Source organism: Enterobacter sp. CPE_E1241, assembly GCF_045618265.1.
Classification (GTDB): Bacteria; Pseudomonadota; Gammaproteobacteria; order Enterobacterales; family Enterobacteriaceae; genus Enterobacter; species Enterobacter adelaidei.
Window position 1 is genome coordinate 4,345,436 of record NZ_JBIWYV010000001.1, and the last position, 22,958, is coordinate 4,368,393.

Genomic DNA, 22,958 nt, shown 5'->3' on the forward strand with positions numbered 1-22,958 from the left:
GTGCTGTCGATTTAACCCGACCTTCTTCGCATCCTCGCGACTAATGACAACCGACACCCTCATGGGTGAAGCCTCTCATTAGCCGCGCGAACCTCTGCAATGAAGATCATTTATAGCAACAATACAATAGTTTCCAGTGAATTGCTGCCGTCTGGTTGAAAAAAGGGGCCATCAGGCCCCCTTTTCTGAAACTCGCAAGACTTAGCGACGCAGACCCAGACGCTCGATCAGCGCGGTGTAGCGTGCAACATCTTTACGTTTCAGGTAGTCGAGCAGTTTACGACGCTGAGAAACCATGCGCAGCAGACCACGACGGCTGTGGTGATCTTTTTTGTGCTCTGCAAAGTGACCCTGCAGGTGGTTAATCTGTGCAGTCAGCAGTGCAACCTGAACTTCGGTAGAACCGCTGTCGTTAGTACCACGACCAAACTCAGAAACGATTTTAGCTTTAGCTTCAACGCTTAGAGACATTTTCAAACTCCAAAGTATAAAGAATGTAAGGATGCCGATCTCTAATTCAGCAATCCAATGTACGCCCCGCAAATTGTTAAACAATTTACCAGACGTTAAGCGGCAATATTCTACTCGCCTCCCCAGCTTATCGCAAGGTGAGCCGTTATCACCGTCACGCTTCTACCGGGTATTCGACGACCAGACGGCGCGGCGCAACGCGCCCTTCACCATCCATTTCGCCCATCCCAATAAACTTGCCTTCATCACCTTCAGTCACGCGTACCAGACCTTCCAGCGGCGCATCAGCCGTACGAACGGGGTTTCCGTTCTTAAAGTAAACGGACGATGTTAAAGGAAGATTAACAACAGGGAAGTCCGCTGCCGGACTGTCCATTGGCATCAGCAATGGATCCAGTAAATCTGCCGGAGCAATCCCCTGGGCTTCAGCCTGTTCAACCAACGCGCGAAGATGTTCAAGGGTCACCATCCGCTCTACTGGATACTTACTCACCGCAAGGCGGCGCAGGTAGATAACATGCGCGCCACAGCCCAGTTTTTCACCGAGATCGTCGATGATGGTACGAATATAGGTGCCTTTCGAACAGTGTACTTCCAGCTCCAGCTCATCCCCTTCATGGCGAATAAACAGCAGTTCATACACGGTTATGGGACGGGCTTCACGCGGGACTTCAATGCCCTGGCGTGCATATTCGTAGAGTTTTTTTCCCTGATATTTCAGCGCCGAATACATCGACGGCACCTGCATCGTGTCCCCACGGAAGCTCTCCAGCGCAGCATCAAGCTGTTCCGCGCTGAATGTCACCGGACGCTCTTCTACCACCTGACCATCTGCGTCGGAGGTATCCGTACGCTGTCCTAGTTTGGCAATAACGCGGTAACGCTTATCGGAGTCGAGCAGATACTGGGAAAACTTTGTCGCCTCCCCCAGACAAACCGGCAGCATACCGGTTGCCAGAGGGTCCAGCGCACCCGTGTGGCCCGCACGGTTGGCGTTAAAAATACGCTTAACTTTTTGCAGCACGTCGTTGCTGGAAGCGCCCTGGGGTTTATCCAGCAGCAGCACACCATGCACGTCGCGACCACGACGACGAGGACGACTCATTAGTCCTCCTTGCTGTCGTCCGCTGGGTTAACACGACGTTCGTCGTCATGTTTCACCACGCTGGTTACCAGGTTAGACATACGCATACCTTCGACCAGCGAGTTGTCGTAGAAGAAGGTCAGCTCAGGCACGATACGCAGACGCATCGCTTTACCAAGCAGAGAGCGGATGAAACCAGAGGCTTCCTGAAGGGCTTTGATACCGTTTTTAACTGCGGCTTCATCCTGATCGTTCAGGAAAGTCACGAACACTTTGGCATACGCCAGGTCACGGGACATTTCTACGCCAGACACGGTGGTCATCATACCCACGCGAGGGTCTTTAATTTCACGTTGCAGAATGAGGGCGATCTCTTTCTGCATTTCCTGCGCTACGCGCTGAGGGCGACCAAATTCTTTCGCCATAATAAATTCTCCAGACAAAAAAGGGGCTAAAGCCCCTTTTTTAAATTATTGCCGGGTGGCGCGAGGCGATCCCGGCCTACAATCGGTCATTAAGCGATGGTACGCTGAATTTCGATGATCTCGAACACTTCGATCATATCGCCAACGCGAACGTCGTTGTAGTTCTTCACGCCGATACCACATTCCATACCGTTACGGACTTCGTTCACGTCATCTTTGAAGCGGCGCAGAGATTCCAGCTCGCCTTCATAGATAACCACGTTGTCGCGCAGGACACGGATTGGGTTGTGACGCTTGATGATACCTTCGGTAACCATACAGCCCGCGATCGCACCGAATTTCGGTGATTTGAACACGTCACGTACTTCAGCCAGACCGATGATCTGCTGTTTCAGCTCAGGAGACAGCATACCGCTCATCGCAGCTTTCACTTCGTCGATCAGGTTATAGATGACGGAGTAGTAACGCAGATCCAGGCTTTCCGCTTCGATCACGCGGCGAGCAGAAGCATCAGCACGCACGTTGAAGCCAACCAGGATGGCGTTGGACGCTGCAGCCAGGGTTGCGTCAGTTTCGGTGATACCACCTACACCAGAACCGATGATCTTCACTTTAACTTCGTCGGTGGACAGTTTCAGCAAGGAGTCGGAGATCGCTTCCACAGAACCCTGAACGTCGGCTTTCAGAACAACGTTCACTTCGTGAACTTCGCCCTCGGTCATGTTGGCAAACATGTTCTCGAGTTTAGATTTCTGCTGACGAGCCAGTTTAACTTCACGGAATTTGCCCTGACGATACAGTGCAACTTCACGCGCTTTCTTCTCGTCACGCACAACGGTCACTTCATCACCGGCAGCCGGAACACCGGACAGACCCAGGATTTCCACTGGAATGGACGGACCTGCTTCCAGGACTTCCTGACCCAGTTCGTTACGCATCGCACGAACACGACCGTATTCGAAACCACACAGGACGATATCGCCTTTATGCAGCGTACCTTCGCGAACCAGAACGGTAGCTACAGGGCCACGGCCTTTATCCAGGAAGGATTCGATAACAGCACCGCTCGCCATACCGTTACGGATCGCTTTCAGTTCCAGAACTTCAGCCTGCAGCAGGATCGCGTCCAGCAGCTCGTCGATACCGGTACCTGCTTTCGCAGACACGTGTACGAACTGGCTTTCACCGCCCCACTCTTCTGGCATGATGCCGTACTGGGACAGTTCGTTTTTAACACGATCCGGATCCGCTTCTGGCTTATCGATCTTGTTCACTGCAACCACGACCGGCACACCCGCCGCTTTCGCGTGCTGGATAGCTTCGATAGTCTGTGGCATAACGCCATCGTCAGCAGCAACAACCAGAACAACGATATCTGTCGCCTGAGCACCACGAGCACGCATTGAGGTAAACGCGGCGTGGCCTGGGGTATCCAGGAAGGTGATCATACCGTTGTCAGTTTCTACGTGGTAAGCACCGATATGCTGGGTAATACCACCCGCTTCACCGGAGGCCACTTTCGTAGAACGAATGTAGTCGAGCAGAGAGGTTTTACCGTGGTCAACGTGACCCATGATGGTCACCACTGGCGCACGCGGCTCAGCCGCTGCACCGGTGTCACGGTCGCTCATTACCGCTTCTTCCAGCTCGTTTTCACGACGCAGGATAACTTTGTGGCCCATCTCTTCGGCAACCAGCTGTGCGGTTTCCTGGTCGATAACCTGGTTGATGGTCGCCATTGCGCCCAGCTTCATCATCGCTTTGATGACCTGAGAGCCTTTAACTGCCATCTTGTTCGCCAGATCGCCAACGGTGATGGTTTCGCCAATCACAACGTCACGGTTAACGGCCTGAGCTGGCTTCTGGAAGCCCTGCTGCAGAGAAGAACCTTTACGCTGTTTGCCACCTTTACCACCACGTACCGCTGCACGCGCTTCTTCACGGTCAGCTTTAGACTCGGCGTGTTTATTGCCTTTTTTCGCCGGACGCGCTGCTTTCGCATTGCGACCACGACCACGACCGCCTTCAACTTCACGGTCGTTATCATCTTCAGCCTGACGTGCGTGCTGAGAAGTGGTCACATGATAGTCGCTGGTATCTTCAGACTGCTCAGCGGTATCAACACCGTTCTTCTCGTTTTCTTCTGCCATACGACGTGCTTCTTCAGCCACACGACGGGCTTCTTCTTCCAGCTTACGACGGGCTTCTTCTTCCGCTTTACGCTTCAGCTCGGCAGCTTCATTTTCACGGCGGGCTTTTTCAGCCTGGGCGGTTTTGGTCATTTCGTCTGTCTGTTGATTGCTCACTTTGTCTTTTTCCGCAGCGTCACGCTTCACTTTATCACTTGCGTCGCGTTTCGCTTTTTCTGCGGCCTCACGTTCAGCTTTTAATTCTGCTTCACGTTTAGCGGTTGCTTCCGCCTCACGCTGAGCTTGTTCTTCCGCTTCACGCTGTGCCTGCTCTTCCGCGGCAAGGCGTTCTGCCTCTTGCGGATCACGTTTTACAAAGGTGCGCGTCTTGCGGACTTCAATTTGTACCGATTTGCTTTTGCCGCCGGTACCTGGGATGTTTAACGTGCTACGCGTTTTGCGTTGCAGCGTTAACTTGTCAGGCGTCGAACCGTGTTCACGGTTCAGATGCGTTAACAAGGTTTGTTTTTCTTGCGCGGTCACCGAGTCATCAGCGGACTTCGGGATCCCTGCATCAGCAAATTGCTGTACCAGGCGGTCCACGGAGGTCTGAATCTCAGCAGCCAGCGATTTTACAGTTACATCAGTCATGCTGTTCCTTCCTGCTACAGTTTATTACGCTTCGTCGCCGAACCAGCAAATATTACGTGCGGCCATGATGAGCTCGCCGGCTTTCTCGTCGGTTAAACCTTCGATATCAGCCAGGTCATCAACGCCTTGCTCAGCGAGATCTTCCAGCGTACAAACACCACGGGCAGCCAGCTTGAACGCAATCGCACGATCAAGACCTTCCAGATTCAGCAGGTCATCAGCCGGCTTCTTATCGCCAAGGCTTTCTTCCTGAGCCAGTGCCAGGGTGGTCAGTGCGTTTTTAGCGCGTTCACGCAGGGCTTCAACGGTTGGCTCATCCAGACCGTCAATTTCCAGCAGCTCTTTCATTGGCACATAGGCCAGTTCTTCCAGCGTAGAGAAACCTTCTTCAACCAGAACAGTGGCGAAATCTTCGTCAATATCCAGGTACTTCGTGAAGGTATCGATCGCCGCGTGGGCTTCAGCCTGATGCTTAGCCTGCAGGTCATCAACGGTCATGACGTTGAGTTCCCAGCCGCTCAGCTGTGACGCCAGGCGAACGTTCTGACCATTACGGCCGATTGCCTGAGCCAGGTTGCCCGCTTCAACAGCGATATCCATGGTGTGTTTATCTTCGTCAACAACGATAGACGCCACATCAGCTGGAGCCATTGCGTTGATCACGAACTGCGCCGGGTTATCGTCCCACAGAACGATATCAATACGCTCGCCGCCAAGCTCAGTAGAGACAGCCTGAACACGCGCACCACGCATACCGACGCAAGCACCGACTGGGTCGATACGCTTGTCGTTGGTTTTCACCGCAATTTTCGCACGAGAGCCCGGATCGCGAGCCGCTGCTTTAATCTCGATAACTTCTTCGCCGATTTCCGGTACTTCGATACGGAACAGTTCAACCAGCATTTCTGGTTTAGAACGGGTCACGAACAGCTGTGCACCACGCGCTTCAGGACGCACGGCATACAGAACACCGCGAATACGGTCACCTGGACGGAAGTTTTCACGCGGCAGCATGTCTTCACGCAGAATTACCGCTTCAGCGTTACCCGGCATCCCTTCGGATTTGATTTCCAGAGAGATGTTGTCGCGGTTCACTTTCTTCACCACGCCAGTAATGATTTCGCCTTCCTGATCGCGGAACTGGTCAACTACCAGCGCGCGCTCGGCTTCACGCACTTTCTGCACGATAACCTGTTTCGCGGTTTGGGTCGTGATACGGTCGAAAGTCACAGATTCAATCTGATCTTCAACGTATTCACCCACGTTCAGACTTTCGTCTTCAAAACGTGCCGCTTCCAGGGTGATCTCTTTGGTCGGCTGGGTCACTTCTTCAACGATTACCCAACGACGGAATGTATCGAAGTCACCGCTTTTACGATCGATTTCTACGCGAACATCGATCTCTTGCTCGTATTTTTTCTTGGTTGCTGTAGCCAGTGCACTTTCCAGCGCTTCGAAAATCTTCTCACGCGGCAGTGATTTCTCATTGGAGACGGCTTCAACAACAGCCAAAATTTCTTTGTTCATCGCGGGCTTTTCACCTCAATCCAGACTGTTAAAAGTGGGGAACCAGGTTCGCCTTCTGGATATTACTCAGCGCGAACACTTCATCTTTGCCTTCGACTGTTACCGTGATCATTTCACCATCAACGGCTTTGATAATTCCCTGCCATTTACGGCGGTTCTGTACGGCCATACGCAGAACGAGAGCCACTTCTTCACCGGTAAAACGCACATAGTGTTCGGCCGTGAACATCGGGCGATCGAGGCCAGGTGAGGAAACTTCCAGGTTGTACGCAACGGTAATCGGGTCTTCAACATCAAGAACCGCACTCACCTGGTGGCTAACATCAGCACAATCATCAACATTGATGCCATCTTCACTATCAATATAGATGCGCAGCGTCGATGTACGGCCGCGAACGAATTCGATGCCGACCAGTTCGTAGCCCAGTGCTTCGACCGGTGCAGTAATCATCTCTGTTAATTTTTGCTCTAATGTGGACAAGCCCACCCCCAAGACATAAAAAAAGGGCGTAAAGCCCAGTTATTCTGTAGTCAGATAACAAAAAACCCCGATAAATCGGGGCTTTAGATAACTGAACCCTATAGCCACAACTGTGGCCTGGAGCACTCTCCGAAAGAATTTTTTCAAATCCAGCTACGAAGGCTCTAAGTCTTCACAGTATATTTGAAAAAGAACTTTATGGGAAAGTGGTTGCGGGGGCCGGATTTGAACCGACGACCTTCGGGTTATGAGCCCGACGAGCTACCAGGCTGCTCCACCCCGCGCCTGAAACGTGGCAAATTCTACGCGTTTTGGACAGAATTTGCAAATAATGCTGGGATTTGGTACCGAAGACGGGACGTAAAATCGGCGTTCAGTATATTGATAGTTGACCCCACCTGTCAAGGCGACTTCAGTCAGAGCAATCAGACCAAAATTTTTACAAAAAACGCAGGAGTCTCTTTCGGTCATCGACAAAAGATGATTAAATGAATACTCACTTATTTTGCATAAAAATGCACAGATAGCGAAAGCGGTCTCTAATCAGTCAATCAAGCAGGGTTTTATTATATGACGACGATTCTCAAGCATCTTCCGGTAGGACAACGTATTGGCATCGCTTTCTCAGGCGGCCTGGATACCAGCGCTGCACTGCTGTGGATGCGTCAGAAGGGAGCGGTTCCGTATGCATATACTGCGAACCTCGGTCAGCCAGATGAGGAAGATTATGATGCGATCCCTCGTCGTGCCATGGAATATGGCGCAGAGAACGCACGTCTGATTGACTGCCGTAAGCAACTGGTCGCTGAAGGTATCGCGGCTATTCAGTGCGGTGCGTTCCATAATACCACCGGCGGCCTGACCTATTTCAACACCACTCCACTGGGCCGCGCTGTGACCGGAACGATGCTGGTTGCGGCCATGAAAGAAGATGGTGTGAACATCTGGGGTGACGGTAGCACCTATAAAGGCAACGATATCGAACGTTTCTATCGTTATGGTCTGCTGACGAACGCTGAACTGCAGATCTACAAACCGTGGCTGGATACTGACTTCATCGACGAGCTGGGTGGCCGTCATGAGATGTCCGAATTCATGATCGCATGTGGTTTTGACTACAAGATGTCAGTCGAGAAAGCCTATTCCACCGACTCAAACATGCTGGGTGCGACGCACGAAGCGAAAGACCTGGAGTTCCTGAATTCCAGCGTGAAGATCGTTAACCCAATCATGGGTGTGAAGTTCTGGGACGAAAACGTCAAAATCCAGGCGGAAGAAGTGACCGTGCGTTTCGAACGTGGTCATCCGGTTGCGCTGAACGGCAAAACCTTCTCTGACGATGTTGAGCTGATGCTGGAAGCAAACCGTATCGGTGGTCGTCACGGTCTGGGCATGAGCGATCAGATTGAAAACCGTATCATTGAAGCGAAAAGCCGTGGCATCTATGAAGCTCCGGGGATGGCGCTGCTGCATATCGCATACGAGCGTCTGCTGACCGGTATTCACAACGAAGATACCATTGAGCAGTATCACTCTCATGGCCGTCAACTGGGTAAACTGCTGTATCAGGGCCGCTGGTTCGATCCGCAGGCACTGATGCTGCGTGATTCCCTGCAACGTTGGGTTGCAAGTGCAATCACTGGTGAAGTTACGCTGGAACTGCGTCGCGGTAACGACTACTCCATCCTGAACACCGTGTCTGACAACCTGACTTACAAAGCAGAACGTCTGACCATGGAGAAAGGGGAATCTGTGTTCTCTCCGGACGATCGTATTGGCCAGTTAACCATGCGTAACCTGGACATCACCGATACCCGTGCGAAGCTGTTTAACTATGTTGAGAATGGCCTGCTCTCTGCCAGTTCCGGTAATGGTCTGCCACAGGTTGAAAACCTGGAGCACAGCGATAAGAAGTAATCGCTGACAAGAAATGCAAAAGGCGTCCGATGGACGCCTTTTTTATGCCTGTTAATCCACAGACGAAAAAAAAGACGTCTTTCGACGTCTTTCTTCTGGAATATTGGTACCGAGGATGGGACTCGAACCCACAAGCCCGTTAGGGCACTACCACCTCAAGGTAGCGTGTCTACCAATTCCACCACCTCGGTACAGAATACTTAGTGCGGGATATCGCTGGTCGGCTTAGCCGGAGCAGCTGGTTGAGTTTGCTCAGTTTTTGCTGGCGCGCTCAGATTTTCCCACTCGCTTCCTTTGCTGGTCTTGTTGCTGTTGATATTGCCAAGCACCAGACTGATGATGAAGAACAGCGTAGCCAGAATCGCCGTTGTGCGGGTCATGAAGTTCGCAGAACCACTTGAACCGAACAGCGTACCGGAAGCGCCTGCTCCGAAGGAGGCTCCCATATCAGCGCCTTTACCTTGCTGCAGCATAATCAGCGCTACGAGAGCGATGGCTACAATAAGGAAAACAACTAAAAGAGCTTCGTACATAATCAACCTGTTCCTTGCGGATTTGCCGCATACCAATGCTTCGACCAATTAGCAGGATTTTTGTTTCCCACTGAAGCGGGTGTGAATACTAACCAAAGCGAATGACCTTCGCAAGGGCATTTTTGACGCATTGTATCAACTGCGGAAAAAAACAGCAAAAAGCCATTAATTGCTCAAAACAAAGGCGACAAAAGCCGCCTTTTTAAACATTTAGCGTGCAAGATTATGCAGCTTTTACGGCATCCGCGATACGGTGCGCAAATTCATTAACCTGCGCTTCGTCTTCACCTTCCACCATGACGCGAATCAGTGGTTCAGTACCAGACTTACGCAACAGTACGCGTCCACGGTTGCCCAGGGCAGCTTCAACATCAGCCATCACCGCTTTCACGTTATCATTTTCCAACGGATCGCCTTTACCGGCGGTAAACCGCACGTTCACCAGGATCTGTGGGAACATTTTCATACCGCTGCAGAGATCGTGCAGGCTCATATGGTTGCGCGCCATGGCCGCAACCACCTGCAGTGCGGCGACAATACCGTCACCGGTGGTGGTTTTGTCGAGCAGAATCACGTGACCGGAGTTCTCTGCGCCAATTCGCCAGCCCTTCTCCTGCAGTTTTTCCAGCACATAGCGGTCGCCAACTTTCGCACGAACAAACGGAATACCAAGCTGTTTAAGTGCCAGTTCCAGGCCCATGTTACTCATTAAGGTACCGACTGCGCCGCCGCGCAACTGACCCTGACGCAAACCTTCACGCGCGATGATATACAGGATCTGGTCACCATCGACCTTATTGCCTTCGTGGTCGACCATGATCACGCGGTCACCGTCGCCGTCCAGCGCAATACCCAGATCGGCTTTTTCCGCCAGCACACGCGCCTGCAGGGCACGAACGTCTGTCGCTCCGACCTGCTCGTTAATGTTCAGACCATCCGGCTCACACCCAATGGTAATCACTTTTGCGCCCAATTCACGGAAGACATTCGGGGCAATGTGGTAGGTCGCACCGTTTGCACAGTCCACCACAATTTTGAGATGCGCCAGACTCAGCTCGTTCGGGAATGTCCCTTTGCAGAATTCGATATAACGACCCGCCGCATCGACGATACGGTTGGCTTTACCCAGTTCTGCGGAATCAACACAGGTGATCTCTTTTTCCATTTCGGCTTCGATGGCCTCTTCCACTTCATCCGGCAACTTGGTGCCATCAATGGAGAAGAACTTGATACCGTTGTCATAGAACGGGTTGTGTGACGCCGAAATAACAATCCCCGCTTCTGCACGGAAAGTACGCGTCAGGTACGCGACTGCAGGTGTTGGCATTGGGCCCGTAAAGGAGGCGGATAGCCCGGCAGCCGCAAGACCAGCTTCCAGCGCGGATTCCAGCATATAGCCCGAAATACGGGTGTCTTTACCGATAATGATCTTACGGGAGCCATGACGCGCCAGTACCTTGCCAGCAGCCCAGCCAAGCTTCAGGACAAAATCAGGAGTGATTGGAGCATCGCCTACACGCCCACGGATACCATCGGTACCAAAATATTTACGATTACTCATAGCGTTTGTTTTCCTTCGCTGCCAGTGTGGCTTCCACCACACGCATGGCTTCTACTGTTTCTTTGACGTCATGGACACGGATAATGTGCGCACCTTGCATCGCCGCAATCACCGCGCAGGCCAGACTACCACTCAGGCGTTCCCCTGGCCCCACATTCAGTAACTGACCAATCATCGACTTTCTCGACATCCCCACCAGCAGCGGCAGGTTAAAGTGATGAAATTCCGATAAGCGCGCAAGCAATGCATAATTGTGGGAGAGATTTTTACCGAAACCGAACCCCGGGTCGAGCAGCAATTTCTCTTTTGCGATACCTGCACGTTCGCAGCGCGCAATATGCTCAATAAAGAAGCGATTCACATCGGCATACACATCATCATACTTTGGCGCTTCCTGCATGGTTTTCGGTTGCCCTTGCATATGCATCAGGCAAACCGGCAAGCCGGTTTCCGCAGCGGCTTCAAGTGCTCCAGGTTCGGTAAGCGAACGGATATCATTGATAATGTGAGCACCTACTCTCGCCACTTCACGAATCACTTCTGGCTTGGATGTATCAACAGAGATCCAGACCTCAAATCGCTGTGCTATCGCTTCCACCACCGGTACTACGCGCGCCAGCTCTTCTTCCACAGAAACGTCCGCCGCACCAGGACGCGTCGATTCGCCGCCAACATCAATGATCGTTGCACCTGCATTGATCATTAAATTTGCGTGCTTAACCGCTTCGATGAGCGTGTTATGCGTGCCACCGTCGGAGAAGGAATCAGGGGTAACATTCAGGATCCCCATCACATGGGGATGTGAAAGATCGAGATGCGAGTCCTGAGCGAATAGTTTCATGGCAAAATCCCTGGTATTTTCAAGGTTAAACAGAAAAGAAAAACCCCGGAGCAAGCTCCAGGGTTTGATGTACTGACAAACGCTTCAACAGCAGTAACTTACTTATCGCCCAACTGTTCTGACATGGTGTTGCCCGGGTTTGGCGTACGCGGTTCATCAACCGGACGCGGCGCACGCGGGGTGCCATTGTTGTCAGAATTATTGGAAGCGCCTGGGTCTTCCCAGCCCGCTGGCGGACGCACTTCACGGCGTGCCATCAGGTCGTCAATCTGCGGAGCATCGATGGTCTCATATTTCATGAGCGCATCTTTCATCGAATGCAGGATGTCCATATTGTCGTTCAGGATCTGACGTGCGCGACCGTAGTTACGTTCAATCAGCGCTTTCACTTCCTGGTCGATGATACGTGCAGTCTCATCGGACATATGTTTCGCTTTCGCCACAGAACGGCCCAGGAATACTTCACCCTCTTCCTCTGCATACAGCAGTGGACCGAGTTTGTCGGAGAAGCCCCACTGAGTGACCATGTTACGCGCCAGGTTTGTCGCGACTTTAATATCGTTAGACGCACCGGTAGAAACATGTTCTGCACCGTAGATAATCTCTTCCGCCAGACGACCGCCGTACAGGGTTGAAATCTGACTTTCCAGTTTCTGACGGCTGGCGCTGATCGCGTCGCCTTCAGGCAGGAAGAAGGTCACACCCAGCGCGCGGCCGCGCGGAATAATCGTCACTTTATGCACCGGATCGTGCTCCGGTACCAGGCGGCCGATAATCGCATGACCCGCTTCGTGGTACGCCGTGGACTCTTTCTGCGCTTCGGTCATCACCATGGAGCGACGTTCCGCACCCATCATGATTTTGTCTTTCGCTTTCTCGAACTCCACCATCGACACAACACGCTTGTTACCGCGAGCGGCAAACAGTGCTGCTTCGTTGACCAGGTTAGCCAGGTCCGCCCCGGAGAAGCCTGGGGTACCGCGCGCAATGATTGCTGCGTCAACATCTGGCGCCAGCGGTACGCGACGCATGTGGACTTTCAGAATCTGTTCACGACCGCGAACATCTGGCAGACCCACCACAACCTGACGGTCGAAACGGCCTGGACGCAGCAGCGCAGGGTCAAGTACGTCAGGACGGTTAGTCGCCGCGATAACGATGATACCTTCGTTACCTTCGAAACCGTCCATCTCAACCAGCATCTGGTTCAGCGTTTGTTCACGTTCATCGTGACCGCCACCCAGACCCGCGCCACGCTGGCGGCCTACGGCGTCGATTTCATCGATGAAGATAATGCACGGTGCCGCCTTCTTAGCCTGCTCGAACATGTCACGCACACGAGATGCACCGACACCCACGAACATTTCTACGAAGTCAGAACCCGAAATGGTAAAGAACGGCACCTTAGCTTCACCCGCGATAGCTTTCGCCAGCAGGGTTTTACCGGTACCCGGAGGGCCAACCATCAGGACGCCTTTCGGGATCTTACCGCCCAGTTTCTGGAAACGGCTCGGCTCGCGCAGGTATTCAACCAGTTCACCGACCTCTTCTTTCGCTTCGTCACACCCGGCAACGTCAGCGAACGTGGTCTTGATCTGGTCTTCCGTCAGCATACGCGCCTTGCTCTTACCGAACGACATGGCACCTTTGCCACCGCCGCCCTGCATCTGGCGCATAAAGAAGATCCAAACGCCGATAAGAAGCAGCATCGGGAACCAGGAAATGAAGATAGAAGCCAGCAGGCTTGGTTCTTCTGGCGGCTCACCTACCACCTTGACGTTTTTAGTCAGAAGGTTATCAAGCAGCTTAGGATCGTTCACCGGGATGTAAGTCGTGTAACGGTTACTATCTTTCTTGGTAACGTTGATCTCACGTCCGTTGATACGCGCTTCGCGAACCTGGTCCTGATTGACCTCCTGCAGGAAGGTAGAATAATCCACCTTGCGGCCATTCGACTCGCTGGGCCCAAAGCTCTGGAATACTGACATCAGCACAACGGCAATGACCAGCCAGAGAATTAGGTTTTTCGCCATGTCACTCAAGGGATTAACCTCACATTACAACTGTGTTAAAAACAGCGTCAGGATACTCTATATCCAGTTTCATTCAAACTTTCGCCTGAAATCCACCGGTTATCATTTTCGCCCGGTCGCTACAATATACACTTCACGGGAACGCGCCCGGGAAGAGTCCGGTTTACGAACTTTGACCTTCGCAAACAGGGAGCGAATTTCCTTAAGATACTCCTCGAAACCTTCGCCCTGAAACACCTTCACAACAAAACTACCACCAGGCGCTAGTACATCACGACACATTTCTAACGCTAGCTCCACCAGATACATGGCGCGGGGGATATCCACCGCCGGTGTTCCACACATATTTGGTGCCATATCCGACATGACAACCTGGACCTTACTATCACCAACACGATCAAGTAACGCTTTCAGCACTAATTCATCACGAAAATCGCCCTGAAGGAAGTCGACACCGACGATGGGATCCATTGGTAAAAGATCGCACGCGATGATTCGGCCAGTTCCGCCGATCTGCGTTACCGCATACTGTGACCATCCGCCAGGTGCCGCCCCGAGGTCAACAACCGTCATCCCCGGCTTAAAAAGTTTGTCACTTTGCTGTATTTCATCAAGTTTAAACCAGGCGCGGGATCGCAACCCCTTTTTCTGCGCCTGTTGAACATATTTATCGCTAAAGTGTTCCTGAAGCCAGCGGCTGGAGCTGGCAGAACGCTTTTTACCTGTCATTTAACATTTCCGTCCTGGTTCATCGTTGCTTGCCTGTGACGTAAATTTCTACGCAGCTATTTGGCGATATAAGGGAGATGGCGGTAGAATGAACCGTTTTCAATCCCAACGTAAGCAAAAATATACGATGAATCTGAGTACTAAACAAAAACAGCACCTTAAAGGTCTGGCACATCCGCTCAAGCCTGTAGTCATGCTTGGCAACAATGGTTTGACCGAAGGGGTGCTTGCCGAGATTGAACAAGCGCTGGAACACCACGAGCTGATCAAGGTGAAAATCGCCTCTGAAGACAGAGACACTAAAAACCTGATCGTGGAAGCCATCGTGCGCGAAACCGGCGCCTGTAATGTACAGGTCATCGGTAAAACGCTGGTGCTCTACCGCCCATCTAAAGAGCGTAAAATCTCGCTGCCACGCTAAGGATATCCTGAATCGAACACATTTACTGTGTAAAACGAGGGATTTCTGTCAGCAGGTGAGCAAAATGCCACGCTCCTTGAGTTGATAAAAGGCCGCTACGCGGCCTTTTTCTTTTCTTTACAATGTATCAACATCTTAGCAGAGAGGCGAATTACAGGTACTCGACCTTGATAATTTCGTACTCCACTTCACCACCTGGGGTGCGGATAGTCACAACATCATCCTGCTCTTTGCCAATCAGGCCGCGAGCGATTGGCGAGTTCACCGAAATCAGGTTCTGTTTAAAATCGGCTTCATCATCGCCCACGATGCGGTAAGTCTGCTCTTCGTCGCTGTCCAGGTTCAGCACAGTAACGCTTGAGCCGAAGATCACGCGGCCATTATTTGGCATTTTTGTGATATCGATAACCTGCGCATTAGACAGCTTGGCTTCGATATCTTTAATACGCCCTTCGCAAAAACCCTGCTGCTCACGCGCCGCATGATATTCAGCATTCTCCTTCAGGTCGCCATGCTCACGCGCTTCCGCGATAGCGGCGATAATTTCAGGGCGGCGAACGGATTTCAGGAAATCCAGCTCTTCGCGCAGTTTTTCGGCACCACGTAAGGTCATCGGAATAGCTTGCATTTGTTATACCTCTTAAACATTCCTGTTGGGAGCAGTGTTCCCTGCCCCAGCCGCATTAGCAGGCCAGAAGCAAAAAGAAAACCGACCCGGGGTCAGGCCCCAGGTCAGCAGCAATTTTCAATTTGATACGCATTTTACCCCGAAGTTCACTATGGGTCATCGTTTACTTTGCAGTGCTATGCACCGTAGTATGACGGTTTGTTTTCGGGTTGTTAGCGCGAGATTATGCGATTTTCCAGTTTTATCATCGGATTGACTACCAGTATAACGTTCAGCGTTCAGGCTGCGAATGTTGATGAGTATATTAATCAACTGCCCGCAGGTGCCAACCTTGCATTGATGGTGCAGAAGGTCGGAGCGCCGACGCCAGAAATTGACTACCACAGTCAACAAATGGCGCTGCCAGCCAGTACCCAGAAGGTGATCACTGCGCTCGCCGCCCTGCTTCAGCTCGGGCCTGATTTTCGTTTTACCACCACCCTTGAGACCAAAGGCAACGTCGTGGGCGGTGAATTGAAAGGCGATCTTATCGCCCGTTTCGGGGGTGACCCGACATTTAAACGCCAGGATATCCGCAATATGGTTGCGGTGCTGAAAAAATCGGGTGTGCAGAAGATTGATGGCAATGTGCTGATCGACACCTCCATTTTTGCCAGCCACGATAAGGCTCCAGGTTGGCCGTGGAACGACATGACGCAGTGCTTTAGCGCCCCGCCCGCTGCCGCGATTGTTGACCGTAACTGTTTCTCTGTTTCGCTTTACAGCGCACCAAAGCCAGATGATTTAGCGTTTATCCGCGTGGCGTCCTACTACCCGGTCACCATGTTTAGTCAGGTACGCACGCTGGCCAAGGGCTCACCGGATGCGCAGTATTGCGAACTGGACGTGGTACCAGGCGATCTTAACCGCTTCACGCTGACGGGCTGCCTCACGCAGCGCGCCGATCCGCTGCCGCTGGCCTTTGCGATACAGGATGGGGCAAGCTATGCGGGTGCCATTCTGAAAGATGAGCTGAAACAAGCGGGAATAACATACTCCGGCACGCTGCTTCGTCAGACGCAGGTCAATCAACCCGGCACGGTCATCGCCAGCAAACAGTCGCCACCGCTGCACGATTTGCTGCGAATTATGCTGAAAAAGTCTGACAACATGATTGCCGACACCGTGTTCCGCATGATTGGTCACGCGCGCTTTGGCGTGCCAGGTACCTGGCGCGCGGGTTCAGATGCTGTTCGTCAGATCCTGCGACAACAGGCAGGGATCGACCTGGGTAATACCATCGCCGTCGATGGCTCCGGGTTATCACGCCATAATTTGATCTCCCCGGCCAGCATGATGCAAGTGCTTCAGTACATTGCACAACATGACACTGAGCTAAACTTTATTTCTATGCTGCCACTTGCCGGGCAGGACGGCACGCTACAGTACCGCGCCGGGCTTCACGCAGCCGGTGTGGATGGTAAAGTATCCGCTAAGACAGGTTCATTGCAGGGGGTTTACAACCTTGCAGGCTTCATCACCACCGCCAGCGGACAACGCATGGCATTCGTGCAGTATCTTTCCGGCTATGCCGTCGAACCAACCGACCAGCGCAATCGTCGCATTCCGCTTGTTCGATTCGAAAGCAGGCTTTATAAGGACATCTACCAGAATAACTAGCGATGAAACTACTTATAGTTGAAGACGATCTGTTATTACAGGAAGGGCTGGCGCTGGGGCTGGCCAATGAAGGGTATGCCCTCGACTGTGCTGGCACAGCGGCAGAGGCGGATGCTCTGATCCAGAGCGGCGAATACAGTCTGGTGATCCTCGATTTGGGCTTACCTGATAAAGACGGTGCCACGCTGCTCAGTCAGTGGCGACGCCGCGGGATCGCTAATCCAGTGTTGATCCTGACAGCACGCGATGCCATTGAAGATCGTATCACTGGCCTCGATGCTGGCGCAGATGATTACCTGGTGAAGCCTTTTGCACTGGCAGAGCTTCAGGCTCGCGTCCGGGCGTTAATACGCCGTTATCAGGGTCATAGCGATAACTTACTGACTGATGGCGATATTACGCTGAATCTGCAAACCCAGCAGGTACTACGTCAGTCCCAGCCGATTGAGGTGACACCAAAAGAGTTTGCTTTGCTGACGCGCCTGATTATGCGCAGCGGGCAAACGGTACACAGAGAAACCCTGCAACAGGATATCTACTCCTGGCAGGACGATCCGGGGTCCAATACCCTTGAAGTCCACATTCACAACCTGCGTCGTAAGCTTGGCAAGGACCGGATCAAAACCGTCCGTGGCGTTGGCTACCGCCTGGAGAGTCAGAAATGAACAGCATGCGTCGGCGATTGATGGTGCTGCTGGCGGTCATTCTGTTATTTTTCCAACTGATAAGCGTGATCTGGCTGTGGCATGAAAGCCGTGAACAGATTGGTTTTCTGGTCAGTGAGACGTTGTCGGCAAAAGCGCGGAATAATCACGTTGAAAAAGAGATCCGTGAAGCGATTGCCTCTCTGCTGGTCCCTTCTCTGGTGATGGTTGGCTTTACGCTGCTTTTCTCTTTCTGGGCAGTGACCTGGATAACCCAACCCCTGAATAAACTGCGTGCCAGCCTGGCTAACCGTTCGGCAGATAACTTAACGCCGCTTCCAATGTATTCCGACATGGAAGAAATTGGTGCCGTCACCACCTCGCTGAATCAGTTGCTCGCCCGGCTGGATAATACCATCCAACAGGAGCGTCTTTTCACCGCAGACGCCGCACACGAACTGCGGACGCCCCTTGCCGGTATCAGACTCCATCTGGAACTCATGGCGCAATCTGGTTCTCCTCAGGCCGCGACGTTAATTAGCCGTATTGACCAACTCATGCACACCGTTGAGCAACTGCTGATGCTGGCCCGAGCCGGGCAAGCAATGGCCAGCGGCCATTACGAAACGGTGAACTGGACAGACAATATCATCACCCCACTCAGCCTTGAGCATGAAGCCAAAGAACATACCGTGATATGGCCTGCTAAAAGTGCGCTCACGGTTCAGGGAGACGCCGTGCTTCTGCGTCTGATGCTGCGTAACCTGCTGGAGAATGCCGGTCGTTACAGCCCGTCAGGAACAACCATTAAAGTGTCATTAAACGAGGTCGAGGGGGGTACCCAGGTCAGCGTTATCGACCAGGGACCGGGTATTGCTGAAGCGCACCGACAATCAATCACTGAACCGTTCCGTCGTCTTGATCAGCGTTTCGGTGGTAGCGGCCTAGGGCTGAGTATTGTTCAGCGCATCGTGCAACTCCACCGCGGTAAGCTGACGCTTGATAACGGTGCTGAGGGCGGTTTAATCGCCAGCTGTTGGTTGCCCTCAACGCTGGAATAAAAAAAGCCCCTCGAACGAGGGGCTTTGAACTGATATTAGTGCTTGTAGATGAACTCGACGCCTTCTTCGTCGTCTTCATCCCAGTCATCATCCCAGTCTTCTTCCTCTTCCGCTTCCAGCTCTTCGAGCTGTTGACGGTGGTAGTCATCCCACATGAATTCGACTTTTTCAGGCTGTTTCGCTTCTTCGGCCTGAACAATTGGGTTCTCGATGATAAAGGTCATCACATCCCAGCAGAGGTCTTTCACGCCAACCTGGCTTGCTGCAGAGATCAGGTAGTATTTCTCTTCCCAACCCATCGCTTCAGCAATCGCTTTAGCTTTCGCTTCCGCTTCGGCTTTGTCCATCAGGTCAATTTTGTTGAAGACCAACCAGCGTGGTTTATTCGCCAGTTTTTCGCTGTATTTTTCCAGCTCGCCGATGATGATTCGGGCGTTTTCAACCGGATCGGAACCGTCGATAGGATCGATATCAATGAGGTGCAGCAATACGCGGCAGCGCTCAAGGTGTTTCAGGAAGCGGATACCCAGACCGGCACCTTCAGCAGCACCTTCAATCAGGCCCGGAATATCGGCAACCACAAAGCTCTTCTCGTTATCCATGCGGACAACACCCAGGCTTGGTACCAGTGTGGTAAACGGATAGTCCGCCACTTTAGGTTTCGCGGCAGACACGGCGCGAATAAACGTCGATTTACCGGCATTTGGCATACCCAGCATGCCCACGTCTGCCAGAAGCATCAGCTCCAGTTGCAGATCGCGCTTATCGCCAGGCGTCCCCATCGTTTTCTGACGTGGAGTACGGTTAACGGAAGATTTGAAACGGCTGTTACCCAGACCGTGCCAGCCACCTTTTGCGACCATCAGACGCTGGCCGTGTTTGGTCATGTCACCCATGGTCTCACCGGTACCCTGGTCGATAACACGCGTACCGACAGGAACCTTAATGGTGACATCTTTACCGCGTTTACCGGTACAGTCACGGCTCTGGCCATTCTGGCCACGTTCAGCGCGGAATGATTTTTCGAAACGGTAGTCGATCAGCGTGTTGAGGTTCTCATCCGCCTCCAGCCAAACGTCACCACCATCCCCGCCGTCACCGCCATCAGGGCCACCACGTGGGATATATTTTTCACGGCGGAAGCTCACGCAACCGTTGCCGCCATCACCAGCCACGACCAGGATCGTCGCTTCATCAACAAACTTCATTTTACTCTCCGTAACTCATTCGCCTGAGCGGGGGACTACTACAACCGCTTCATTTTTGCGCCAACGTCCCCAAAGACGATGACCAATGGCGGAATACATCGCGCCCGCAACCACGACAAACGCACCGAGATAACCCAACAAGTTGAGCATCGGTCTGACGAAGACATCGGGCCAGGCCATTGATAACAAATCTGAAAATAACAACGTAAACAGCGGAGTCAGCGTGATTAACGCGCTCACCTGTGCTGCCTGCCAGCGCGCCATCGCTTCGGCCAGCGCGCCATAACCGACCAGCGTATTCAGTCCACAAAAAATGAGACACGCCAGTTGCCAGTCGCTAAGCTGGGCAATCACACCCGGCTTTGCTAGTGGCAGCAATGCTATTGTACACAAAGTGTACAGCAAAAAGAGGATCTGCTGTGAGGCAAGACGTCGCAATAACACCTTTTGCGCGACGCCATAACTCACCCAGACCGCTGCTGCTCCTACGCCGAAGATCACACCCCAGGTGTAATCCGTCAGCCGGGTAAAAATCTCTATCAGACTGGTGTTGAAGAACATCACCAGACCGCATAGCAGCATGCTCGCCCCGACAATCTGCGTACCGCGCATCTTCTCCTTGAGGATAAAGACGCTGGCGACCATCATGCCCACCGGTGAAAGCTGACCAATCACCTGCGACGCCGTGGGACTGAGATATTGCAGGGAAGAGCTGAACAGGATGAAGTTACCGAACAGACCGCCCGTCGCGATAGCCAGCAACACCAGCCAGCGCGGTTTACGGAAGAGCCGCAAGGGAGGAAGCTTACCTTTGACAGCCAGGATGGCCCCGAGACCGATGCTTGCCATCAGAAAGCGATAAAAGACCACCGTAGGCGGCTCCATCACTTCCAGTACCTGCTTCATTGCAATTGGCAGGGCACCCCAGCACATTGCGGTGGTGAGCGCCAAAAGAATACCGATGCCGGCCTGCTGCTTCATGCCCGTTTTCCCTACAGAAAAAATTACCGGGTTTCCAATGTAAAAAGCCCCGCAACAGGGTGCGGGGCTTTAATCCGTTACCGGACCGAGAAAACCTTACTCAGCAACGATGCTGATGTATTTACGGTTGTTCGGGCCTTTAACTTCAAATTTCACTTTACCGTCTGCTTTAGCAAACAGAGTGTGGTCACGACCGCAACCTACGTTGTTGCCAGCGTGGAATTTGGTACCACGTTGACGAACGATGATGCTACCCGCCAGAACGGATTCGCCACCGAAACGCTTAACGCCCAGGCGTTTAGCTTCTGAATCGCGACCGTTACGTGTGGAGCCGCCAGCCTTTTTATGTGCCATTTAAATCTCTCCTCAGGTCTTAGGCGCTGATGCCAGTAATTTTCACATCAGTGAACCACTGACGGTGGCCCTGCTGCTTACGGTAGTGCTTACGACGACGAAACTTAACGATTTTAACTTTCTCGCCACGACCGTGTGCAACAACTTCAGCTTTGATAACGCCGCCATCAACGAAAGGAACGCCGATTTTGACTTCTTCACCGTTTGCGATCATCAGAACTTCAGCGAATTCAACAGATTCGCCAGTTGCGATGTCCAGCTTTTCCAGGCGAACGGTCTGACCTTCGCTTACTCGGTGTTGTTTACCACCACTTTGGAAAACCGCGTACATATAAACTCCGCTTCCGCGCACGTCCTCGTATGAATCAGAGTGCGCTATAAATATTCACAATAGGGCGCGAATATTACGCAAAACGCGAGCCTTTGACAAGTGCTACCGTCAATACATGAAGAAAAAAAACACAACACGTACGGTAACGTTTATCTGAGCCGTTTTTTCAGTACAATCAGCACTACTATTGATAAACCGAAACCCTTCGTTACCCCATTGAAGATGGGATCAACAGGATAAAAAGCCCGGCTTTTGCGATGAATTTAGAAAAAATCAACGAGTTAACCGCGCAAGATATGGCGGGTGTGAATGCAGCAATCCTGGAGCAACTCAACTCTGATGTTCAACTGATCAATCAGTTGGGCTATTACATCGTCAGCGGCGGCGGTAAACGCATTCGCCCGATGATTGCTATTCTGGCTGCCAGAGCCGTTGGCTATCAGGGAAATGCCCACGTGACTATCGCAGCACTTATCGAATTTATTCACACGGCGACGCTTCTGCATGACGACGTTGTGGATGAATCGGATATGCGTCGTGGTAAAGCCACGGCAAACGCTGCTTTCGGGAACGCAGCCAGCGTTCTGGTGGGGGATTTTATCTATACCCGCGCCTTCCAGATGATGACCAGCCTGGGCTCTCTGAAAGTACTGGAAGTGATGTCTGAGGCCGTTAACGTGATCGCTGAAGGCGAAGTGCTGCAGCTGATGAACGTCAACGACCCTGACATCACCGAAGAAAACTACATGCGCGTGATTTACAGCAAAACCGCGCGCCTGTTTGAAGCAGCTGCCCAGTGCTCCGGTATTCTGGCGGACTGTACCGAAGCACAGGAAAAAGGCCTGCAGGATTACGGTCGTTATCTGGGGACCGCATTCCAGTTAATTGATGATTTGCTGGACTACAGTGCTGACGGCGAAACGCTCGGCAAAAACGTGGGTGATGACCTGAACGAAGGCAAACCAACCCTGCCACTGCTGCATGCTATGCGCAACGGTTCAGCCGAACAGGCGAAAATGATCCGTGAGGCGATTGAGCAGGGAAATGGCCGTCATCTGCTGGAACCTGTGTTGGAAACCATGGCAATTTGCGGATCGCTGGAATGGACGCGCCAGCGGGCAGAAGAAGAAGCCGACAAAGCCATCGAAGCTCTTCAGGTCATTCCCGACAGCCCATGGCGCGATGCACTGATTGCGCTGGCCCACATCGCCGTTCAGCGAGACCGTTAATCCCTCCTGCATCTCCCTGCGGCCATCGCGGGGAGATTCCAGCACACACCTGTAAATTCC

At 52.4% G+C, this 22,958-nt stretch carries 22 protein-coding genes and 2 tRNA genes; 6 read left to right on the plus strand and 18 right to left on the minus strand.

Translation table 11 applies throughout. From position 1 onward, the window contains the following. Window positions 1-201 precede the first annotated feature (201 nt). From rpsO to ACJ9Y9_RS21280, 7 genes are all read right to left on the minus strand, one after another. Complete coding sequence (rpsO, locus tag ACJ9Y9_RS21250) at window positions 202-471, minus strand: 30S ribosomal protein S15 (RefSeq protein WP_003861789.1); 270 nt, start codon at window positions 469-471, stop codon at window positions 202-204. Window positions 472-625: 154 nt separating this feature from the next. Then, complete coding sequence (truB, locus tag ACJ9Y9_RS21255) at window positions 626-1,576, minus strand: tRNA pseudouridine(55) synthase TruB (RefSeq protein ID WP_028017048.1); 951 nt, start codon at window positions 1,574-1,576, stop codon at window positions 626-628. Continuing rightward, window positions 1,576-1,980: a 30S ribosome-binding factor RbfA gene (gene rbfA, locus ACJ9Y9_RS21260; protein WP_003024988.1), complete on the minus strand. Its 405-nt coding sequence runs from the start codon at window positions 1,978-1,980 to the stop codon at window positions 1,576-1,578. The genes truB and rbfA overlap by 1 nt, the downstream gene beginning before the upstream one ends. Before the next feature lie 89 nt (window positions 1,981-2,069). Next, window positions 2,070-4,760, minus strand: coding sequence for a translation initiation factor IF-2 (infB, locus tag ACJ9Y9_RS21265; RefSeq protein WP_028017047.1), 2,691 nt, complete (start codon window positions 4,758-4,760; stop codon window positions 2,070-2,072). Window positions 4,761-4,784: 24 nt separating this feature from the next. Continuing rightward, window positions 4,785-6,287, minus strand: coding sequence for a transcription termination factor NusA (nusA, locus tag ACJ9Y9_RS21270; protein WP_028017046.1), 1,503 nt, complete (start codon window positions 6,285-6,287; stop codon window positions 4,785-4,787). Window positions 6,288-6,315: 28 nt separating this feature from the next. Beyond that, window positions 6,316-6,768: a ribosome maturation factor RimP gene (gene rimP / locus ACJ9Y9_RS21275; protein ID WP_014833432.1), complete on the minus strand. Its 453-nt coding sequence runs from the start codon at window positions 6,766-6,768 to the stop codon at window positions 6,316-6,318. Between the two features lie 207 nt (window positions 6,769-6,975). After that, a tRNA-Met gene (locus ACJ9Y9_RS21280) sits at window positions 6,976-7,052 on the minus strand. 286 nt (window positions 7,053-7,338) lie between these two features. On the opposite strand from ACJ9Y9_RS21280, the gene argG reads away from it, so the two are divergent. Then, the gene (gene argG / locus ACJ9Y9_RS21285) at window positions 7,339-8,685 is read left to right on the plus strand and encodes an argininosuccinate synthase (protein ID WP_028017045.1); all 1,347 of its coding nucleotides are present in this window, start codon (window positions 7,339-7,341) and stop codon (window positions 8,683-8,685) included. 104 nt (window positions 8,686-8,789) lie between these two features. Here argG and ACJ9Y9_RS21290 read toward each other — a convergent pair. The 6 genes from ACJ9Y9_RS21290 to rlmE form a co-directional block, all read right to left on the minus strand. Beyond that, a tRNA-Leu gene (locus tag ACJ9Y9_RS21290) sits at window positions 8,790-8,876 on the minus strand. 9 nt (window positions 8,877-8,885) lie between these two features. Beyond that, entirely contained in the window at window positions 8,886-9,218 is a 333-nt protein-coding gene (gene secG / locus ACJ9Y9_RS21295) for a preprotein translocase subunit SecG (RefSeq protein ID WP_023309338.1), read from the minus strand. A 223-nt stretch (window positions 9,219-9,441) separates the two neighbouring features. Continuing rightward, window positions 9,442-10,779 carry a phosphoglucosamine mutase gene (gene glmM, locus ACJ9Y9_RS21300; RefSeq protein WP_028017044.1) on the minus strand — a complete coding sequence of 446 codons (1,338 nt, stop codon included), beginning with the start codon at window positions 10,777-10,779 and terminating at the stop codon, window positions 9,442-9,444. After that, entirely contained in the window at window positions 10,772-11,620 is an 849-nt protein-coding gene (gene folP / locus ACJ9Y9_RS21305; RefSeq protein WP_028017043.1) for a dihydropteroate synthase, read from the minus strand. Before folP ends, glmM begins: the two co-directional genes overlap by 8 nt. A gap of 98 nt (window positions 11,621-11,718) precedes the next feature. Further along, a complete protein-coding gene (gene ftsH, locus ACJ9Y9_RS21310) occupies window positions 11,719-13,653 on the minus strand; it encodes an ATP-dependent zinc metalloprotease FtsH (RefSeq protein WP_028017042.1) in 1,935 nt (644 codons plus the stop codon). Window positions 13,654-13,755: 102 nt separating this feature from the next. Continuing rightward, window positions 13,756-14,382 (minus strand): 23S rRNA (uridine(2552)-2'-O)-methyltransferase RlmE, encoded by a 627-nt coding sequence (rlmE, locus tag ACJ9Y9_RS21315; RefSeq protein ID WP_003861812.1) that lies wholly within the window; start codon window positions 14,380-14,382, stop codon window positions 13,756-13,758. A gap of 127 nt (window positions 14,383-14,509) precedes the next feature. On the opposite strand from rlmE, the gene yhbY reads away from it, so the two are divergent. Continuing rightward, the gene (gene yhbY / locus ACJ9Y9_RS21320; RefSeq protein ID WP_003861814.1) at window positions 14,510-14,803 is read left to right on the plus strand and encodes a ribosome assembly RNA-binding protein YhbY; all 294 of its coding nucleotides are present in this window, start codon (window positions 14,510-14,512) and stop codon (window positions 14,801-14,803) included. A gap of 151 nt (window positions 14,804-14,954) precedes the next feature. Here the strand turns inward: yhbY and greA are convergent, their stop codons facing one another. Further along, window positions 14,955-15,431 carry a transcription elongation factor GreA gene (gene greA / locus ACJ9Y9_RS21325; RefSeq protein ID WP_028017041.1) on the minus strand — a complete coding sequence of 159 codons (477 nt, stop codon included), beginning with the start codon at window positions 15,429-15,431 and terminating at the stop codon, window positions 14,955-14,957. Window positions 15,432-15,656: 225 nt separating this feature from the next. On the opposite strand from greA, the gene dacB reads away from it, so the two are divergent. The 3 genes from dacB to pmrB are packed head-to-tail and all read left to right on the plus strand — an operon-like array spanning window position 15,657 to window position 18,795. Beyond that, window positions 15,657-17,090, plus strand: coding sequence for a serine-type D-Ala-D-Ala carboxypeptidase (dacB, locus tag ACJ9Y9_RS21330; RefSeq protein ID WP_028017040.1), 1,434 nt, complete (start codon window positions 15,657-15,659; stop codon window positions 17,088-17,090). A 2-nt stretch (window positions 17,091-17,092) separates the two neighbouring features. After that, window positions 17,093-17,755 (plus strand): two-component system response regulator PmrA, encoded by a 663-nt coding sequence (pmrA, locus tag ACJ9Y9_RS21335; protein ID WP_028017039.1) that lies wholly within the window; start codon window positions 17,093-17,095, stop codon window positions 17,753-17,755. Then, complete coding sequence (gene pmrB, locus ACJ9Y9_RS21340; RefSeq protein WP_028017038.1) at window positions 17,752-18,795, plus strand: two-component system sensor histidine kinase PmrB; 1,044 nt, start codon at window positions 17,752-17,754, stop codon at window positions 18,793-18,795. The genes pmrA and pmrB overlap by 4 nt, the downstream gene beginning before the upstream one ends. Before the next feature lie 35 nt (window positions 18,796-18,830). Here the strand turns inward: pmrB and cgtA are convergent, their stop codons facing one another. From cgtA to rplU, 4 genes are all read right to left on the minus strand, one after another. Next, complete coding sequence (gene cgtA, locus ACJ9Y9_RS21345; RefSeq protein WP_028017037.1) at window positions 18,831-20,003, minus strand: Obg family GTPase CgtA; 1,173 nt, start codon at window positions 20,001-20,003, stop codon at window positions 18,831-18,833. A gap of 15 nt (window positions 20,004-20,018) precedes the next feature. Further along, a complete protein-coding gene (locus ACJ9Y9_RS21350) occupies window positions 20,019-20,984 on the minus strand; it encodes a DMT family transporter (protein WP_028017036.1) in 966 nt (321 codons plus the stop codon). 96 nt (window positions 20,985-21,080) lie between these two features. After that, the gene (gene rpmA, locus ACJ9Y9_RS21355; protein ID WP_004385076.1) at window positions 21,081-21,338 is read right to left on the minus strand and encodes a 50S ribosomal protein L27; all 258 of its coding nucleotides are present in this window, start codon (window positions 21,336-21,338) and stop codon (window positions 21,081-21,083) included. A gap of 19 nt (window positions 21,339-21,357) precedes the next feature. Then, complete coding sequence (gene rplU, locus ACJ9Y9_RS21360) at window positions 21,358-21,669, minus strand: 50S ribosomal protein L21 (protein ID WP_003025032.1); 312 nt, start codon at window positions 21,667-21,669, stop codon at window positions 21,358-21,360. Window positions 21,670-21,926: 257 nt separating this feature from the next. Here rplU and ispB point away from each other — a divergent pair, with 257 nt between their 5' ends. Beyond that, window positions 21,927-22,898, plus strand: a complete 972-nt coding sequence (gene ispB / locus ACJ9Y9_RS21365) for an octaprenyl diphosphate synthase (RefSeq protein WP_028017035.1) — start codon at window positions 21,927-21,929, stop codon at window positions 22,896-22,898. Window positions 22,899-22,958 lie beyond the last annotated feature (60 nt).

Excerpts from the sequence above, each read along its gene's own strand:
- dacB (WP_028017040.1), top strand. The coding sequence starts at position 15,657 with ATGCGATTTTCCAGTTTTATCATCGGATTGACTACCAGTATAACGTTC.
- cgtA (WP_028017037.1), bottom strand. The coding sequence starts at position 20,003 with ATGAAGTTTGTTGATGAAGCGACGATCCTGGTCGTGGCTGGTGATGGC.
- yhbY (WP_003861814.1), top strand. The coding sequence starts at position 14,510 with ATGAATCTGAGTACTAAACAAAAACAGCACCTTAAAGGTCTGGCACAT.
- rpmA (WP_004385076.1), bottom strand. The coding sequence starts at position 21,338 with ATGGCACATAAAAAGGCTGGCGGCTCCACACGTAACGGTCGCGATTCA.
- truB (WP_028017048.1), bottom strand. The coding sequence starts at position 1,576 with ATGAGTCGTCCTCGTCGTCGTGGTCGCGACGTGCATGGTGTGCTGCTG.
- pmrA (WP_028017039.1), top strand. The coding sequence starts at position 17,093 with ATGAAACTACTTATAGTTGAAGACGATCTGTTATTACAGGAAGGGCTG.
- pmrB (WP_028017038.1), top strand. The coding sequence starts at position 17,752 with ATGAACAGCATGCGTCGGCGATTGATGGTGCTGCTGGCGGTCATTCTG.
- rplU (WP_003025032.1), bottom strand. The coding sequence starts at position 21,669 with ATGTACGCGGTTTTCCAAAGTGGTGGTAAACAACACCGAGTAAGCGAA.
- argG (WP_028017045.1), top strand. The coding sequence starts at position 7,339 with ATGACGACGATTCTCAAGCATCTTCCGGTAGGACAACGTATTGGCATC.
- ispB (WP_028017035.1), top strand. The coding sequence starts at position 21,927 with ATGAATTTAGAAAAAATCAACGAGTTAACCGCGCAAGATATGGCGGGT.
- greA (WP_028017041.1), bottom strand. The coding sequence starts at position 15,431 with ATGCAAGCTATTCCGATGACCTTACGTGGTGCCGAAAAACTGCGCGAA.
- rlmE (WP_003861812.1), bottom strand. The coding sequence starts at position 14,382 with ATGACAGGTAAAAAGCGTTCTGCCAGCTCCAGCCGCTGGCTTCAGGAA.
- infB (WP_028017047.1), bottom strand. The coding sequence starts at position 4,760 with ATGACTGATGTAACTGTAAAATCGCTGGCTGCTGAGATTCAGACCTCC.
- rpsO (WP_003861789.1), bottom strand. The coding sequence starts at position 471 with ATGTCTCTAAGCGTTGAAGCTAAAGCTAAAATCGTTTCTGAGTTTGGT.
- nusA (WP_028017046.1), bottom strand. The coding sequence starts at position 6,287 with ATGAACAAAGAAATTTTGGCTGTTGTTGAAGCCGTCTCCAATGAGAAA.
- secG (WP_023309338.1), bottom strand. The coding sequence starts at position 9,218 with ATGTACGAAGCTCTTTTAGTTGTTTTCCTTATTGTAGCCATCGCTCTC.
- folP (WP_028017043.1), bottom strand. The coding sequence starts at position 11,620 with ATGAAACTATTCGCTCAGGACTCGCATCTCGATCTTTCACATCCCCAT.
- glmM (WP_028017044.1), bottom strand. The coding sequence starts at position 10,779 with ATGAGTAATCGTAAATATTTTGGTACCGATGGTATCCGTGGGCGTGTA.
- rbfA (WP_003024988.1), bottom strand. The coding sequence starts at position 1,980 with ATGGCGAAAGAATTTGGTCGCCCTCAGCGCGTAGCGCAGGAAATGCAG.
- ACJ9Y9_RS21350 (WP_028017036.1), bottom strand. The coding sequence starts at position 20,984 with ATGAAGCAGCAGGCCGGCATCGGTATTCTTTTGGCGCTCACCACCGCA.
- ftsH (WP_028017042.1), bottom strand. The coding sequence starts at position 13,653 with ATGGCGAAAAACCTAATTCTCTGGCTGGTCATTGCCGTTGTGCTGATG.